26 protein-coding genes are annotated in these 14,958 nt (G+C 66.5%); all 26 read left to right on the top strand.

Annotated features, from left to right (window positions below; all coding sequences use genetic code 11):
* Positions 1-14 precede the first annotated feature (14 nt).
* Complete coding sequence (gene rplB, locus ACZ6SQ_RS32360; RefSeq protein WP_386377316.1) at positions 15-851, top strand: 50S ribosomal protein L2; 837 nt, start codon at positions 15-17, stop codon at positions 849-851.
* A gap of 12 nt (positions 852-863) precedes the next feature.
* Entirely contained in the window at positions 864-1,145 is a 282-nt protein-coding gene (gene rpsS / locus ACZ6SQ_RS32355) for a 30S ribosomal protein S19 (RefSeq protein WP_053759516.1), read from the top strand.
* Between the two features lie 43 nt (positions 1,146-1,188).
* Entirely contained in the window at positions 1,189-1,536 is a 348-nt protein-coding gene (gene rplV, locus ACZ6SQ_RS32350; protein ID WP_004571827.1) for a 50S ribosomal protein L22, read from the top strand.
* Positions 1,536-2,357, top strand: coding sequence for a 30S ribosomal protein S3 (gene rpsC / locus ACZ6SQ_RS32345; RefSeq protein WP_356692138.1), 822 nt, complete (start codon positions 1,536-1,538; stop codon positions 2,355-2,357). The genes rplV and rpsC overlap by 1 nt, the downstream gene beginning before the upstream one ends.
* Before the next feature lie 5 nt (positions 2,358-2,362).
* Positions 2,363-2,782, top strand: a complete 420-nt coding sequence (gene rplP / locus ACZ6SQ_RS32340) for a 50S ribosomal protein L16 (RefSeq protein ID WP_030745246.1) — start codon at positions 2,363-2,365, stop codon at positions 2,780-2,782.
* On the top strand, positions 2,782-3,006 hold the full coding sequence (gene rpmC / locus ACZ6SQ_RS32335; protein WP_007494763.1) for a 50S ribosomal protein L29: 225 nt from the start codon (positions 2,782-2,784) through the stop codon (positions 3,004-3,006). The genes rplP and rpmC overlap by 1 nt, the downstream gene beginning before the upstream one ends.
* Positions 3,006-3,290: a 30S ribosomal protein S17 gene (gene rpsQ, locus ACZ6SQ_RS32330; protein WP_356692135.1), complete on the top strand. Its 285-nt coding sequence runs from the start codon at positions 3,006-3,008 to the stop codon at positions 3,288-3,290. Before rpmC ends, rpsQ begins: the two co-directional genes overlap by 1 nt.
* Before the next feature lie 125 nt (positions 3,291-3,415).
* Positions 3,416-3,784, top strand: coding sequence for a 50S ribosomal protein L14 (gene rplN / locus ACZ6SQ_RS32325; RefSeq protein WP_055718836.1), 369 nt, complete (start codon positions 3,416-3,418; stop codon positions 3,782-3,784).
* A 2-nt stretch (positions 3,785-3,786) separates the two neighbouring features.
* Positions 3,787-4,110, top strand: a complete 324-nt coding sequence (gene rplX, locus ACZ6SQ_RS32320; protein ID WP_061920721.1) for a 50S ribosomal protein L24 — start codon at positions 3,787-3,789, stop codon at positions 4,108-4,110.
* Positions 4,110-4,667, top strand: coding sequence for a 50S ribosomal protein L5 (rplE, locus tag ACZ6SQ_RS32315; RefSeq protein WP_386377317.1), 558 nt, complete (start codon positions 4,110-4,112; stop codon positions 4,665-4,667). Before rplX ends, rplE begins: the two co-directional genes overlap by 1 nt.
* Before the next feature lie 5 nt (positions 4,668-4,672).
* Positions 4,673-4,858, top strand: a complete 186-nt coding sequence (locus ACZ6SQ_RS32310) for a type Z 30S ribosomal protein S14 (RefSeq protein ID WP_003948630.1) — start codon at positions 4,673-4,675, stop codon at positions 4,856-4,858.
* Between the two features lie 211 nt (positions 4,859-5,069).
* Positions 5,070-5,468 (top strand): 30S ribosomal protein S8, encoded by a 399-nt coding sequence (rpsH, locus tag ACZ6SQ_RS32305; RefSeq protein ID WP_004984520.1) that lies wholly within the window; start codon positions 5,070-5,072, stop codon positions 5,466-5,468.
* 24 nt (positions 5,469-5,492) lie between these two features.
* Positions 5,493-6,032, top strand: a complete 540-nt coding sequence (gene rplF, locus ACZ6SQ_RS32300; protein WP_469568418.1) for a 50S ribosomal protein L6 — start codon at positions 5,493-5,495, stop codon at positions 6,030-6,032.
* A gap of 3 nt (positions 6,033-6,035) precedes the next feature.
* Positions 6,036-6,419 (top strand): 50S ribosomal protein L18, encoded by a 384-nt coding sequence (rplR, locus tag ACZ6SQ_RS32295; RefSeq protein ID WP_386377319.1) that lies wholly within the window; start codon positions 6,036-6,038, stop codon positions 6,417-6,419.
* Between the two features lie 41 nt (positions 6,420-6,460).
* Complete coding sequence (rpsE, locus tag ACZ6SQ_RS32290; protein WP_009190144.1) at positions 6,461-7,066, top strand: 30S ribosomal protein S5; 606 nt, start codon at positions 6,461-6,463, stop codon at positions 7,064-7,066.
* Positions 7,066-7,248 (top strand): 50S ribosomal protein L30, encoded by a 183-nt coding sequence (rpmD, locus tag ACZ6SQ_RS32285; RefSeq protein WP_129307387.1) that lies wholly within the window; start codon positions 7,066-7,068, stop codon positions 7,246-7,248. Before rpsE ends, rpmD begins: the two co-directional genes overlap by 1 nt.
* A gap of 2 nt (positions 7,249-7,250) precedes the next feature.
* Positions 7,251-7,706 (top strand): 50S ribosomal protein L15, encoded by a 456-nt coding sequence (gene rplO / locus ACZ6SQ_RS32280; protein WP_003974249.1) that lies wholly within the window; start codon positions 7,251-7,253, stop codon positions 7,704-7,706.
* A gap of 235 nt (positions 7,707-7,941) precedes the next feature.
* Positions 7,942-9,255, top strand: a complete 1,314-nt coding sequence (gene secY / locus ACZ6SQ_RS32275) for a preprotein translocase subunit SecY (protein ID WP_386377320.1) — start codon at positions 7,942-7,944, stop codon at positions 9,253-9,255.
* Entirely contained in the window at positions 9,255-9,911 is a 657-nt protein-coding gene (locus tag ACZ6SQ_RS32270; RefSeq protein ID WP_469568413.1) for an adenylate kinase, read from the top strand. The genes secY and ACZ6SQ_RS32270 overlap by 1 nt, the downstream gene beginning before the upstream one ends.
* Positions 9,912-10,133: 222 nt before the next feature.
* Complete coding sequence (gene map / locus ACZ6SQ_RS32265; protein WP_386377322.1) at positions 10,134-10,970, top strand: type I methionyl aminopeptidase; 837 nt, start codon at positions 10,134-10,136, stop codon at positions 10,968-10,970.
* Between the two features lie 353 nt (positions 10,971-11,323).
* Positions 11,324-11,545: a translation initiation factor IF-1 gene (gene infA, locus ACZ6SQ_RS32260; RefSeq protein WP_004927214.1), complete on the top strand. Its 222-nt coding sequence runs from the start codon at positions 11,324-11,326 to the stop codon at positions 11,543-11,545.
* A 60-nt stretch (positions 11,546-11,605) separates the two neighbouring features.
* The gene (gene rpmJ, locus ACZ6SQ_RS32255; RefSeq protein WP_004984509.1) at positions 11,606-11,719 is read left to right on the top strand and encodes a 50S ribosomal protein L36; all 114 of its coding nucleotides are present in this window, start codon (positions 11,606-11,608) and stop codon (positions 11,717-11,719) included.
* A gap of 196 nt (positions 11,720-11,915) precedes the next feature.
* Positions 11,916-12,296 carry a 30S ribosomal protein S13 gene (rpsM, locus tag ACZ6SQ_RS32250; protein WP_015658452.1) on the top strand — a complete coding sequence of 127 codons (381 nt, stop codon included), beginning with the start codon at positions 11,916-11,918 and terminating at the stop codon, positions 12,294-12,296.
* Between the two features lie 66 nt (positions 12,297-12,362).
* A complete protein-coding gene (gene rpsK, locus ACZ6SQ_RS32245; protein WP_003956432.1) occupies positions 12,363-12,767 on the top strand; it encodes a 30S ribosomal protein S11 in 405 nt (134 codons plus the stop codon).
* A 197-nt stretch (positions 12,768-12,964) separates the two neighbouring features.
* The gene (locus ACZ6SQ_RS32240; protein ID WP_003966937.1) at positions 12,965-13,987 is read left to right on the top strand and encodes a DNA-directed RNA polymerase subunit alpha; all 1,023 of its coding nucleotides are present in this window, start codon (positions 12,965-12,967) and stop codon (positions 13,985-13,987) included.
* Between the two features lie 179 nt (positions 13,988-14,166).
* Complete coding sequence (gene rplQ, locus ACZ6SQ_RS32235) at positions 14,167-14,661, top strand: 50S ribosomal protein L17 (RefSeq protein WP_386377324.1); 495 nt, start codon at positions 14,167-14,169, stop codon at positions 14,659-14,661.
* The last annotated feature ends 297 nt before the right edge of the window (positions 14,662-14,958 follow it).

Here is a 14,958-nt window from a genome sequence, read left to right as displayed (position 1 = left end):
ACGAGGACTGAGAAATGGGAATCCGCAAGTACAAGCCGACTACGCCGGGCCGTCGTGGCGCCAGCGTCGCCGACTTCGTCGAGGTCACGCGGTCCACGCCGGAGAAGTCGCTGGTTCGCCCCCTGCACAGCAAGGGTGGCCGTAACAACTCCGGTCGCGTGACCGTCCGCCACCAGGGTGGTGGCCACAAGCGCGCCTACCGCGTGATCGACTTCCGTCGTCACGACAAGGACGGCGTGCCGGCGAAGGTCGCTCACATCGAGTACGACCCCAACCGCACCGCGCGCATCGCGCTCCTCCACTACGTGGACGGCGAGAAGCGCTACATCCTGGCCCCCAAGGGCCTGAACCAGGGCGACCGGATCGAGAACGGCCCCACGGCCGACATCAAGCCCGGCAACAACCTGGCGCTGCGCAACATCCCGGTCGGTACGACGATCCACTCCGTGGAGCTTCGTCCCGGTGGCGGCGCGAAGTTCGCCCGCTCCGCCGGTGCCTCCGTGCAGCTGCTCGCGAAGGAGGGCCAGATGGCTCACCTCCGCATGCCCTCCGGTGAGATCCGCCTGGTCGACGTGCGCTGCCGCGCCACCGTCGGCGAGGTCGGCAACGCCGAGCAGAGCAACATCAACTGGGGCAAGGCCGGCCGTAAGCGGTGGCTGGGCGTTCGCCCGACCGTCCGTGGTGTGGTCATGAACCCGGTCGACCACCCGCACGGTGGTGGTGAGGGCAAGACCTCCGGTGGTCGCCACCCGGTCAGCCCGTGGGGCAAGAAGGAAGGCCGTACTCGTTCGCCCAAGAAGGCGTCGAACAAGTACATCGTCCGCCGCCGCAAGACGAACAAGAAGCGCTAAGGACGGGTTGAGATGCCTCGTAGCTTGAAGAAGGGGCCCTTCGTCGACGACCACCTGATGAAGAAGGTGGACGCCCAGAACGAAGCCGGCACCAAGAACGTCATCAAGACCTGGTCCCGTCGCTCCATGATCGTGCCGGCCATGCTGGGCCACACGCTGGCGGTGCACAACGGCAAGACCCACATCCCGGTGTTCGTCACCGAGTCGATGGTCGGCCACAAGCTCGGCGAGTTCTCGCCGACGCGCACCTTCCGGGGTCACGTCAAGGACGACCGCAAGTCGAAGCGCCGCTAGCAGCGGATCGCACTCAGACACGTAAGTAACTGAAGGGACAACCATGGAAGCCAGGGCCCAGGCGCGGTACATCCGCGTCACGCCCATGAAGGCCCGCCGCGTGGTGGACCTCATCCGTGGCATGGACGCCACGGAGGCCCAGGCTGTTCTGCGATTCGCTCCGCAGGCAGCCTCCGTGCCGGTCGGCAAGGTGCTCGACAGCGCCATTGCCAACGCCGCGCACAACTACGACCACACGGACGCCTCCTCGCTGGTCATCAGCGAGGCGTACGTCGACGAGGGCCCGACCCTGAAGCGGTTCCGGCCGCGCGCCCAGGGCCGTGCCTACCGGATCCGCAAGCGGACCAGCCACATCACTGTGGTCGTCAGCAGCAAGGAAGGAACCCGGTAATGGGCCAGAAGGTAAACCCGCATGGGTTCCGGCTCGGTGTCACGACCGACTTCAAGTCGCGTTGGTACGCCGACAAGCTGTACAAGGACTACGTCAAGGAAGACGTCGCCATCCGTCGGATGCTGACGTCCGGCATGGAGCGGGCCGGCATCTCGAAGGTTGAGATCGAGCGCACCCGTGACCGTGTCCGCGTGGACATCCACACCGCGCGTCCGGGCATCGTCATCGGCCGCCGCGGTGCGGAGGCCGACAAGATCCGCGGTCAGCTGGAGAAGCTGACGGGCAAGCAGGTCCAGCTGAACATCCTCGAGGTCAAGAACCCCGAGACGGACGCTCAGCTGGTTGCTCAGGCCGTCGCCGAGCAGCTGTCCTCCCGTGTCTCCTTCCGCCGCGCCATGCGTAAGAGCATGCAGTCGGCCATGAAGGCGGGCGCCAAGGGCATCAAGATCCAGTGCGGTGGCCGCCTCGGCGGCGCCGAGATGTCCCGCTCGGAGTTCTACCGCGAGGGCCGTGTGCCCCTGCACACGCTCCGCGCGAACGTGGACTACGGCTTCTTCGAGGCCAAGACGACCTTCGGCCGCATCGGCGTGAAGGTCTGGATCTACAAGGGCGACGTCAAGAACATCGCCGAGGTCCGCGCCGAGAACGCTGCCGCCCGTGCGGGTAACCGCCCGGCCCGCGGTGGCGCCGACCGCCCGGCCCGTGGTGGCCGTGGTGGCGAGCGACGCGGTCGCAAGCCGCAGCAGGCTCCTGCTGCCGAGGCCCCCCAGGCCGAGGCCGCTGCCGCTCCGGCTGCTGAGAGCACCGGAACGGAGGCCTGACCGTCATGCTGATCCCCCGTAGGGTCAAGCACCGCAAGCAGCACCACCCGAAGCGCAGCGGTATGTCCAAGGGTGGAACGCAGGTTGCGTTCGGCGAGTACGGCATCCAGGCGCTGACCCCGGCCTACGTGACGAACCGCCAGATCGAGGCGGCTCGTATCGCGATGACCCGCCACATCAAGCGTGGCGGCAAGGTCTGGATCAACATCTACCCGGACCGTCCCCTCACCAAGAAGCCGGCCGAGACCCGCATGGGTTCCGGTAAGGGTTCGCCGGAGTGGTGGATCGCCAACGTCAAGCCCGGACGTGTGATGTTCGAGCTGTCGTACCCCAACGAGAAGATCGCCCGTGAGGCGCTGACTCGTGCGGCCCACAAGCTGCCGATGAAGTGCCGGATCGTCAAGCGCGAGGCAGGTGAAGCGTGATGTCGGCCGGTACCAAGGCGTCCGAGCTGCGCGAGCTGGGCAACGAGGAGCTTCTGGCGAAGCTCCGCGAGGCCAAGGAAGAGCTGTTCAACCTCCGCTTCCAGGCGGCCACGGGTCAGCTCGAGAACCACGGCCGTCTGAAGGCGGTCCGCAAGGACATCGCGCGGATCTACACCCTGATGCGCGAGCGTGAGCTGGGCATCGAAACGGTGGAGAACGCCTGATGAGCGAGAAGAACGTGACTGAGAACACCGAGGCGCGCGGCTACCGCAAGACCCGTGAGGGTCTCGTCGTCAGCGACAAGATGGACAAGACCGTCGTCGTCGCCGTCGAGGACCGCGTCAAGCACGCGCTGTACGGCAAGGTCATCCGCCGTACCAACAAGCTCAAGGCGCACGACGAGCAGAACGCCGCGGGTGTCGGCGACCGTGTCCTCCTGATGGAGACCCGGCCGCTGTCCGCGACGAAGCGCTGGCGCGTCGTCGAGATCCTCGAGAAGGCGAAGTAATTCCCGTAAGGGAATTTCTCAAGCAAGGTATTCCTGCGGGCATCCCCGCAGGACAGTTCCGCCAGGCTCCGGGGGCCACTCTCTGAGTGGCCCCCGGGGAACCGGCAGACGATCAGGAGATAGACGTGATCCAGCAGGAGTCGCGACTTCGTGTCGCCGACAACACTGGTGCGAAGGAGATCCTTTGCATCCGTGTGCTCGGTGGCTCCGGTCGCCGCTACGCGGGCATCGGTGACGTCATCGTCGCCACCGTCAAGGACGCGATCCCCGGTGGCAACGTGAAGAAGGGCGACGTCGTCAAGGCTGTCGTCGTGCGCACCGTCAAGGAGCGCCGTCGTCCGGACGGCTCGTACATCCGCTTCGACGAGAACGCCGCCGTCATTCTGAAGAACGACGGCGACCCTCGCGGCACCCGCATCTTCGGCCCGGTCGGCCGTGAGCTGCGCGAGAAGAAGTTCATGAAGATCATCTCGCTCGCGCCGGAGGTGCTGTAAGCATGAAGATCAAGAAGGGCGACCTGGTCCAGGTCATCACCGGCAAGGACAAGGGCAAGCAGGGCAAGGTCATCGCGGCCTACCCCCGCGAGGACCGTGTCCTGGTCGAGGGTGTCAACCGGGTCAAGAAGCACACGAAGGCCGGTCCGACCGCTCGCGGTTCCCAGGCCGGCGGCATCGTGACCACCGAGGCGCCGATCCACGTCTCCAACGTCCAGCTGGTCGTTGAGAAGGACGGCAACAAGGTCGTCACGCGTGTCGGCTACCGCTTCGACGAAGAGGGCAACAAGATCCGCGTTGCCAAGCGGACGGGTGAGGACATCTGATGGCTACCACCACCACTCCGCGTCTGAAGACGAAGTACCGCGAGGAGATCGCGGGCAAGCTGCGTGACGAGTTCAAGTACGAGAACGTCATGCAGATCCCCGGCCTCGTCAAGATCGTGGTCAACATGGGTGTGGGCGACGCCGCCCGCGACTCCAAGCTGATCGATGGCGCCATCCGCGACCTCACCACGATCACCGGCCAGAAGCCGCAGGTCACCAAGGCCCGTAAGTCCATCGCGCAGTTCAAGCTGCGTGAGGGCCAGCCGATCGGTGCCCACGTCACGCTCCGTGGCGACCGCATGTGGGAGTTCCTGGACCGCACCCTGTCGCTCGCGCTGCCGCGCATCCGCGACTTCCGCGGCCTGTCCCCCAAGCAGTTCGACGGCCGTGGCAACTACACCTTCGGTCTCACGGAGCAGGTCATGTTCCACGAGATCGACCAGGACAAGATCGACCGCGTCCGGGGTATGGACATCACCGTGGTCACCACGGCGACCAACGACGCTGAGGGCCGCGCGCTCCTTCGTCACCTCGGCTTCCCCTTCAAGGAGGCGTGAGCGAGATGGCGAAGAAGGCTCTGATCGCTAAGGCTGCTCGCAAGCCCAAGTTCGGTGTGCGTGGCTACACGCGCTGCCAGCGCTGCGGCCGTCCGCACTCCGTGTACCGCAAGTTCGGCCTGTGCCGCGTGTGCCTTCGTGAGATGGCTCACCGTGGCGAGCTGCCGGGCGTGACCAAGAGCTCCTGGTAATCCCCGTAATAAGGGATTCCTGGACCTCTCGGTAAGCAACCGGGACGGCAGAGGCTCCTCCTCGTATGCCTTAGGCTAGGAGGGTTGGGCCTCTGCCGCCCTGAACGACTTACTACGCCGTAGGTCCCCGCGCCGCACCCGTCCCGTCCAGGTATGGGGAGAGGGATGGCGCATATAGGAAACCCCGGCGAGAAAGGCCACAGGCCAATTCATGACCATGACTGATCCGATCGCAGACATGCTGACCCGTCTGCGTAACGCGAACTCGGCTTACCACGACTCCGTGGCGATGCCGCACTCGAAGATCAAGTCTCACATCGCGGAGATCCTCCAGCAGGAGGGCTTCATCACGGGCTGGAAGGTCGAGGACGCCGAGGTCGGCAAGAACCTCGTCCTCGAGCTGAAGTTCGGCCCGAACCGTGAGCGCTCCATCGCGGGCATCAAGCGGATCTCCAAGCCCGGTCTCCGGGTCTACGCGAAGTCCACCAACCTGCCGAAGGTGCTCGGCGGCCTCGGCGTGGCGATCATCTCCACGTCCCACGGGCTCCTCACCGACAAGCAGGCCGGCAAGAAGGGCGTGGGTGGGGAAGTCCTCGCCTACGTCTGGTAGCAGAAGGGAACGGAGGAAACAGCTATGTCGCGTATCGGCAAGCTCCCCATCGCGGTTCCCGCCGGCGTGGACGTCACCATCGACGGCCGTACGGTCAAGGTCAAGGGCCCCAAGGGCGAACTGACCCACACCGTCGTGGCGCCGATCGAGATCGCCAAGGGCGAAGACGGCACCGTCCAGGTGACCCGCCCCAACGACGAGCGTCAGAGCAAGGCCCTGCACGGCCTCTCCCGCACGCTGGTGGCGAACATGATCACCGGCGTGACCCAGGGTTACGTGAAGAAGCTCGAGATCAGCGGTGTCGGTTACCGCGTGACCGCCAAGGGCGCGAACCTCGAGTTCGCGCTCGGTTACAGCCACCCGATCCTCATCGAGGCCCCCGAGGGCATCACCTTCAAGGTCGAGGCTCCGACCCGTTTCTCGGTCGAGGGCATCGACAAGCAGAAGGTCGGCGAGGTCGCGGCCAACATCCGCAAGCTGCGCAAGCCCGACCCGTACAAGGCCAAGGGCGTCAAGTACGAGGGCGAAGTCATCCGCCGCAAGGTCGGAAAGGCGGGTAAGTAAGCCATGGCATACGGGCAGAAGATCCTGAAGGGCGACGCCTACAAGCGCGCCTCGATCAAGCGCCGCCACCTGCGGATCCGCAAGCGGATCAACGGTACGGAGGAGCGTCCCCGTCTCGTCGTGACCCGCTCGAACCGCCACATCGTGGCGCAGGTGATCGACGACCTCAAGGGCCACACCCTGGCTTCGGCGTCCACTCTGGACTCGTCGATCCGCGGTGGCGAGGGCGACAAGTCCGCGCAGGCCAAGCAGGTCGGCGCCCTGGTCGCCGAGCGTGCCAAGGCCGCCGGTGTCGAGGCTGTCGTGTTCGACCGTGGCGGCAACCAGTACGCCGGGCGCATCGCCGCCCTGGCGGACGCCGCCCGCGAGGCCGGGCTCAAGTTCTGAGCCGCTTCCGTAGCTAGCGGAAAAAGAGAGAGGTAATTCCAATGGCTGGACCCCAGCGCCGCGGTGGCGGTGCCGGTGGCGGCGAGCGGCGGGACCGGAAGGGCCGTGACGGCGGCGCAGCTGCCGCCGAGAAGACCGCTTACGTTGAGCGCGTTGTCGCGATCAACCGTGTCGCCAAGGTTGTGAAGGGTGGTCGTCGCTTCAGCTTCACCGCGCTGGTCGTGGTGGGCGACGGTGACGGCACCGTGGGTGTCGGTTACGGCAAGGCCAAGGAGGTGCCGGCCGCCATCGCCAAGGGCGTTGAGGAGGCCAAGAAGCACTTCTTCAAGGTCCCCCGCATCCAGGGCACCATCCCCCACCCCATCCAGGGTGAGAAGGCTGCCGGCGTCGTGCTGCTCAAGCCCGCGTCCCCCGGTACCGGCGTTATCGCCGGTGGCCCGGTGCGTGCCGTGCTCGAGTGCGCCGGTATCCACGACGTGCTGTCGAAGTCGCTCGGCTCCGACAACGCGATCAACATCGTGCACGCGACCGTGGAGGCCCTGAAGGGCCTGCAGCGTCCCGAGGAGATCGCGGCCCGCCGCGGTCTGCCGCTCGAGGACGTCGCCCCCGCGGCCCTTCTCCGTGCGCGTGCCGGGGCTGGTGCGTAATGGCGCAGCTCAAGATCACGCAGGTGAAGTCGTACATCGGCAGCAAGCAGAACCACCGTGACACCCTGCGGTCCCTTGGTCTCAAGGGCATCAACACGCAGGTCGTCAAGGAGGACCGCCCCGAGTTCCGCGGCATGGTTCGCCATGTCCGTCACCTCGTGACGGTCGAGGAGGTCGACTGATCATGGCGGAGAACAACCCGCTCAAGATCCACAACCTCCGTCCCGCCCCGGGCGCCAAGACCGCCAAGACCCGTGTCGGTCGTGGTGAGGCGTCGAAGGGTAAGACGGCCGGTCGTGGTACCAAGGGCACCAAGGCCCGCTACCAGGTTCCGGAGCGCTTCGAGGGTGGCCAGATGCCCCTCCACATGCGTCTCCCGAAGCTGAAGGGCTTCAAGAACCCGTTCAAGACCGAGTTCCAGGTCGTGAACCTCGACAAGCTGGCCGCGCTGTACCCGGAGGGTGGCGAGGTCACCGTCGAGGGTCTCGTGGCCAAGGGTGCCGTTCGCAAGAACAGCCTCGTCAAGGTCCTCGGCCAGGGCGAGATCTCCGTGGCGCTGCAGGTGACGGTCGACGCCGTCTCCGGCTCCGCCAAGGAGAAGATCACCGCCGCCGGCGGTACCGTCACCGAGCTCGTCTGATTCCGTCAGGCGTCTCGATGACTTGAGCGATCCCGACCGGGGATACCCCTACAAATGGGGTATCCCCGGTTGGTCGTTCCTAGGGTGGCAGTCTCGCCGGTAAGGTGGCCTGCACTGCCAACTTTCATGGGGTTCCCCACCCGGGGCACCTTCAGCGGCAGTTGACCGTTACGTATTCGTCGAACCTCAAGACCGTCACCCTTGACGCACTGGCGCGGGGGTCGCAGGAGGCACCGTGCTCACCGCGTTCGCCCGGGCGTTCAAGACGCCCGACCTGCGCAAGAAGCTCCTCTTCACGCTCGGCATCATCGTGGTCTACCGGGTCGGTACGCACGTACCGATCCCCGGTGTCGACTACCGCGCCGTGCAGGCGTGTGTGGACCAGGCATCCGGCAACCAGGGCCTGTTCGGTCTGGTCAACATGTTCAGCGGTGGTGCCCTGCTCCAGATCACGGTCTTCGCGCTGGGGATCATGCCGTACATCACGGCGAGCATCATCCTGCAGCTGCTGACCGTGGTGATCCCGCGCCTGGAAGCCCTCAAGAAGGAGGGGCAGGCCGGTACCGCGAAGATCACGCAGTACACCCGTTACCTGACGGTGGCGCTGGCCATCCTCCAGGGCACCGGTCTGGTCGCCACCGCCCGCAGCGGCGCGCTGTTCAGCGGCTGCCCGCAGGCCAGCTCGATCGTGCCGGACCAGTCGATCTTCATCACCATCACGATGGTCATCACCATGACCGCCGGTACGGCCGTCGTCATGTGGCTCGGTGAGCTCGTCACCGACCGCGGCATCGGCAACGGCATGTCCATCCTGATGTTCATCTCGATCGCCGCGACCTTCCCCTCGGCCCTGTGGGCCATCAAGGAGCAGGGCGACCTCGCGGACGGCTGGATCGAATTCGGCACCGTCATTCTCGTCGGCCTGGTCATGGTCGGCCTGGTCGTCTTCGTCGAGCAGGCGCAGCGCCGCATTCCGGTGCAGTACGCGAAGCGCATGATCGGTCGCCGCGCCTACGGCGGTACGTCCACGTACATCCCGTTGAAGGTGAACCAGGCGGGTGTGATTCCCGTCATCTTCGCTTCTTCGCTGCTCTACATTCCGGCCCTGATCGCGCAGTTCTCGAACAGCACTTCCGGCTGGAAAACCTGGATCGAGGCGAACCTCGTCACAGGTGACCACCCGATTTACATCACGACGTACTTCTTGCTCATCGTGTTCTTCGCCTTCTTCTACGTGGCTATCACCTTCAACCCCGAGGAAGTAGCCGACAACATGAAGAAGTATGGTGGCTTCATCCCGGGCATCCGGGCTGGCCGACCGACCGCTGAGTACCTTTCGTACGTGCTCAACCGGATCACCTGGCCGGGCTCGCTGTACTTGGGTCTGATTGCTCTCGTGCCGACGATGGCGTTGGTTGGTTTTGGGGCGAACCAGAACTTCCCCTTCGGCGGGACCAGCATCCTGATCATCGTGGGTGTCGGTCTTGAGACGGTGAAGCAGATCGAGAGCCAGCTCCAGCAGCGCAATTACGAAGGGTTCCTCCGCTGATGCGAATCGTCCTCGTCGGGCCGCCGGGCGCGGGTAAGGGTACGCAGGCCACTCGTCTCGCCGAGAAGCTGCGAGTACCGCACATCTCCACGGGCGACCTGTTCCGCGCCAACATCAGCCGGCAGACCGACCTCGGCAAGCTCGCGAAGTCCTACATGGACGCCGGCAACCTCGTCCCCGACGAGGTCACCATCGCCATGGCCAAGGACCGCATGGAGCAGCCCGACGCCGAGAACGGTTTCCTCCTCGACGGCTTCCCGCGCAACGTCTCGCAGGCCGAGGCGCTGGACGAGCTGCTGAAGACCGAGGGCATCAAGCTGGACGCGGTGCTGGACCTGGAGGCCCCCGAGGAGGAGGTCGTCAAGCGGATCGCCGGCCGGCGCATCTGCCGCAACGACTCCGCGCACGTCTTCCACGTGACGTACAAGAAGCCCGCCAAGGACGGCGTCTGTGACGTCTGCGGCGGCGAGCTGTACCAGCGCGACGACGACACCGAGGGCACGGTCCGCAACCGCCTCGAGGTCTACCACACCCAGACCGAGCCGATCATCGACTACTACAAGTCGCAGGGCCTGGTCGTGACGATCGAGGCCATGGGTCCGGTCGACGAGGTCACCGAGCGCGCGCTGAGCGCGCTCAAGCGCGAGGACGCGTAGAGGTTCTCTTCCGCAGCCGCGGTCCCCTTCGACGGGGGCCGCGGCTGCGGCGCGCCCGAGGGGGCGGCGGGCCGTACCGGCGTACGGCCGTGCCGCGCGGGCGCGAGCGGCCCCCCCGCCGACGGGCCTTCGCTCCGCCGGCGGGCGGACCGAATACAGCCTTCGCCCCTCACCTCGTATCGTTGAAAGCGCCCGTACGCCGACAGAAAGGCCCCGCCTCCCATGGTGCAGATCAAGTCCCCCGAGCAGATCGCCAAGATGCGCGCGGCGGGCCTGGTCGTCGCGGCCATCCACGCGGCGACGCGTGAGGCGGCCGTGCCGGGAGCCACCACCAAGGACCTGGACGAGGTCGCCCGCAAGGTCCTCGCCGAGCACGGCGCCAAGTCGAACTTCCTCGGCTACGGCGGCTTCCCCGCGACGATCTGCACCTCGGCCAACGAGGTCGTCGTCCACGGCATCCCCTCCGACGAGGTCGTCCTCAAGGACGGCGACATCATCAGCATCGACTGCGGCGCGATCGTCGACGGCTGGCACGGTGACGCCGCCTACACGGCCTTCGTGGGCTCCGGTCACGCTCCGGAGCTGATCGAGCTCTCCCGGGTGACCGAGGAGTCGATGTGGGCGGGCATCGCCGCGATGAAGCAGGGCAACCGGCTGGTGGACATCTCCAAGGCGATCGAGACGTACATCCGCCGTCAGCCGAAGGCCGGCGGCGGCCGCTACGGGATCATCGAGGACTACGGCGGCCACGGCATCGGCACCGAGATGCACATGGACCCGCATCTGCTGAACTACGTCGACCGGCGTCGCGGCAAGGGCCCGAAGCTGGTGCCCGGCCTCTGCCTGGCCATCGAGCCGATGGTGTCCCTCGGCACTCCGCGCACCGAGGTGCTGGAGGACGACTGGACGGTCATCACGACCGACGGCACCTGGTCCTCGCACTGGGAGCACTCCGTCGCCCTGACCGAGCAGGGCCCGCTGGTGCTGACCGCCCCCGACGGCGGCCGGGCCAAGCTGGCCGAGTTCGGGATCACGGCCGCGCCGGACCCGCTGGCCTGAGTCCCGGTCCTGTCTTCCCGGTCCTGTCTTCCCGGTCTGTCCCGGCCCGGTCGCGGGCCGGGGCGTTCAGGCCGGCCGGAAGCCGGCGCGGCCGATCGAGGCCGGGGAGGTGTCCCGCCGTCGGCCGCCCGTGAGGGCGGCTGTCGCGAAGGGGCCGGTCCCGCTTGAGTAATGATCTCCCCCATGGGGCAGACTTCCCCGATTCGTCTTTCCGGGTGCGCTGACGTAGACTGACTCGTCGGCTCTTGTGTACCCGCATGTCTGCATGCCTTCCGGCGGAACACCTCACGGTGAAGGACATCGCGCGTTCTCGCACAAGAGTCGATCAAGGTAGTCGATTCGAAGGGCGAAGCGTGGCCAAGAAGCAAGGTGCCATCGAGATCGAGGGCACTGTCGTCGAGTCTCTGCCGAACGCCATGTTCAGGGTCGAGCTCCAGAACGGCCACCAGGTCCTGGCACACATCAGCGGCAAGATGCGTATGCACTACATCCGCATCCTCCCTGACGACCGGGTCGTGGTGGAGCTGTCTCCGTACGACCTGACGCGTGGCCGGATCGTCTACCGGTACAAGTAGATCTTGCCCAGGTCCCGTGCGAGCGGGGCTGCCGGCAACTGACCCGGAGAGCCTCACCCAATGAAGGTCAAGCCGAGCGTCAAGAAGATCTGCGACAAGTGCAGGGTGATCCGCCGTCACGGCCGGGTCATGATCATCTGCGAGAACCCGCGCCACAAGCAGCGCCAGGGCTGATCGCACACAGATCTCACCCTCTGCACCTCCATCGCAGAGTTTCGCGCGACGCGAGCTGAATTTGTTCATAGGCAGAACCCAGGCCCTGTGCGGTCTGACACCCCCGGTTCGGAGGCCGGGGACCCAGTTCGTACCTGGTACGGCGGCTGGGAGCCGGTTCTGCAGAAGACCTCCGAAGATCACCAGGAGCCATTGAATGGCACGCGTTTCCGGTGTTGACATCCCGCGCGACAAGCGCGTGGAGGTCGCCCTCACCTACGTGTTCGGCATCGGCCGGACTCTTTCTCAGGCGACGCTGGCTGCGACCGGCGTCGACCCGAACACCCGCGTTCGCGACCTCTCCGAGGAGCAGCTCGTCGCGATCCGCGAGTACGTGGACAACAACATCAAGACCGAGGGTGACCTCCGTCGCGAGATCCAGGCCGACATCCGCCGCAAGGTCGAGATCGGCTGCTACCAGGGTCTGCGTCACCGCCGTGGCCTGCCCGTCCGCGGTCAGCGCACCAGCACCAACGCCCGCACCCGCAAGGGCCCGCGTCGCGCCATCGCCGGCAAGAAGAAGCCGGGCAAGAAGTAGTCCGCAGCGGACTCGCCGTCCAGCGGTCTTCGCTGTAGGACCGACCACCTCCCGTAGGAGTTATAGATGCCCCCCAAGGGTCGTCAGGGCGCTGCCAAGAAGGTGCGCCGCAAGGAAAAGAAGAACGTCGCTCACGGCCACGCGCACATCAAGAGCACGTTCAACAACACGATCGTCTCGATCACGGACCCGTCCGGCAACGTGATCTCCTGGGCCTCCGCCGGCCACGTCGGCTTCAAGGGCTCCCGGAAGTCCACGCCGTTCGCCGCGCAGATGGCCGCCGAGTCGGCTGCCCGCCGCGCCCAGGAGCACGGCATGCGCAAGGTCGACGTGTTCGTGAAGGGCCCGGGTTCCGGTCGCGAGACCGCGATCCGCTCCCTGCAGGCCACGGGCCTCGAGGTCGGCTCCATCCAGGACGTCACCCCGACCCCGCACAACGGCTGCCGCCCGCCGAAGCGTCGTCGCGTCTGACGACCGCGCTTCAGGGCTTGCTGCGTTCCGGCCTCTCGGCCGGGGGTGTGGGGGTTGTCCCCCACATGTGACAGCCGGGCGGTACGGCTCCTTCGGGTCGTGCCGCCCGTACCCTTGCAGTACCCGTATCCGTCATGGGTGCGGTTCCGTCGGGCGTCAAATAGCGGGCGTCCACGAAAGAAGGATCTGATCCACACATGCTGATCGCTCAGCGTCCCTCGTTGACCGAAGAGGTCGTCGACGAATTCCGCTCCCGGTTCGTGATCGAGCCGCTGGAGCCGGGCTTCGGTTACACCCTCGGCAACTCCCTCCGCCGTACCCTCCTGTCCTCGATCCCGGGTGCCGCCGTCACCTCGATCCGGATCGACGGCGTGCTGCACGAGTTCACCACCGTGCCGGGCGTCAAGGAGGACGTCACCGACCTGATCCTCAACATCAAGCAGCTGGTCGTCTCCTCGGAGCACGACGAGCCGGTCGTGATGTACCTGCGCAAGCAGGGCCCGGGTCTGGTCACCGCCGCCGACATCGCGCCCCCGGCCGGTGTCGAGGTGCACAACCCCGACCTCGTCCTCGCCACGCTCAACGGCAAGGGCAAGTTGGAGATGGAGCTGACCGTCGAGCGCGGTCGCGGCTACGTCTCCGCCGTGCAGAACAAGCAGGTGGGCCAGGAGATCGGCCGTATCCCGGTCGACTCCATCTACTCGCCGGTGCTGAAGGTCACGTACAAGGTCGAGGCGACCCGTGTCGAGCAGCGCACCGACTTCGACAAGCTGATCGTCGACGTCGAGACCAAGCAGGCGATGCGTCCGCGTGACGCCATGGCCTCCGCCGGTAAGACCCTGGTCGAGCTGTTCGGTCTCGCCCGCGAGCTGAACATCGACGCCGAGGGCATCGACATGGGCCCGTCCCCCACGGACGCCGCCCTTGCCGCCGACCTGGCGCTGCCGATCGAGGAGCTGGAGCTCACGGTCCGCTCCTACAACTGCCTCAAGCGCGAGGGCATCCACTCCGTGGGTGAGCTCGTGGCGCGTTCCGAGGCCGACCTGCTGGACATCCGCAACTTCGGTGCGAAGTCCATCGACGAGGTCAAGGCGAAGCTGGCGGGTATGGGTCTGGCGCTCAAGGACTCGCCTCCCGGGTTCGACCCGACCGCTGCGGCGGACGCCTTCGGCGCTGACGACGACGCGGATGCGGGCTTCGTCGAGACCGAGCAGTACTAAGCGCTCCGCGGGGAGGCCGTACTGCTTCTGCGGGCCGGTTGTGGCTGGTCGCGCAGTTCCCCGCGCCCCTTCCGGGAGCGTCCCTTCGGGACTGCTCCCGGATCTTCGACGGGCATCCGCCCGCTCGGATACTGACTTCGGTACCTCATACGGCCGGGGCAGACACACAGGAGATTGATATGCCGAAGCCCACCAAGGGTGCCCGTCTGGGCGGCAGCGCCGCGCACGAGAAGCTGCTCCTCGCGAACCTCGCGAAGGCGCTCTTCGAGCACGGCCGCATCACCACCACCGAGGCGAAGGCCCGCCGCCTGCGTCCGTACGCCGAGCGTCTGGTCACCAAGGCGAAGAAGGGCGACCTTCACAACCGCCGTCAGGTGCTCCAGGTCATCACGGACAAGAGCGTCGTCCACACGCTCTTCACCGAGATCGGCCCGCGGTACGAGAACCGTCCCGGTGGCTACACCCGCATCACCAAGATCGGTAACCGTCGTGGCGACAACGCGCCCATGGCTGTCATCGAGCTGGTCGAGGCGCTGACGGTGCAGCAGAACGCCGTGGGTGAGGCCGAGGCCGCCACGAAGCGTGCGGTCAAGGAGGCCGAGACGGCCAAGGTCGAGGAGACCAAGGCCGACGACGCCGCCGAGGCTTCCGCCGAGGAGTCGAAGGACGCGTAAGCGTTCCACGCGGGTGACCGCGCGTTTTCCGGCTGCGGCTTCGTCGTGGCTTGTCGCGCACGCGCGGCGGTAGCCGCAGATCGACACAGCCTCGCGCCCCTGAGAGACGGGGCGTTGGGGGGGGGGGGGGGGGTGGGGGGGGGGGGGGGGGGTTTTGGGGGGGGGGGGGGGGGGGGGGGTGGGGGGGGGGGAGGGGAGGGGGGGGGGGGGGGGGGGGTGGGGCGACCTCAGCCAGCGTGGAGAGATGACCTTGAAGTCCGACACGGAAGCCGTATTCACCGACGACGCCGGACACGA

The sequence above is a fragment of the Streptomyces sp. NPDC048600 genome, assembly GCF_055587025.1.
The sequence above is the reverse complement of the archived record's forward strand: the minus strand, read 5'-3'. Positions and strand labels throughout refer to the sequence as shown.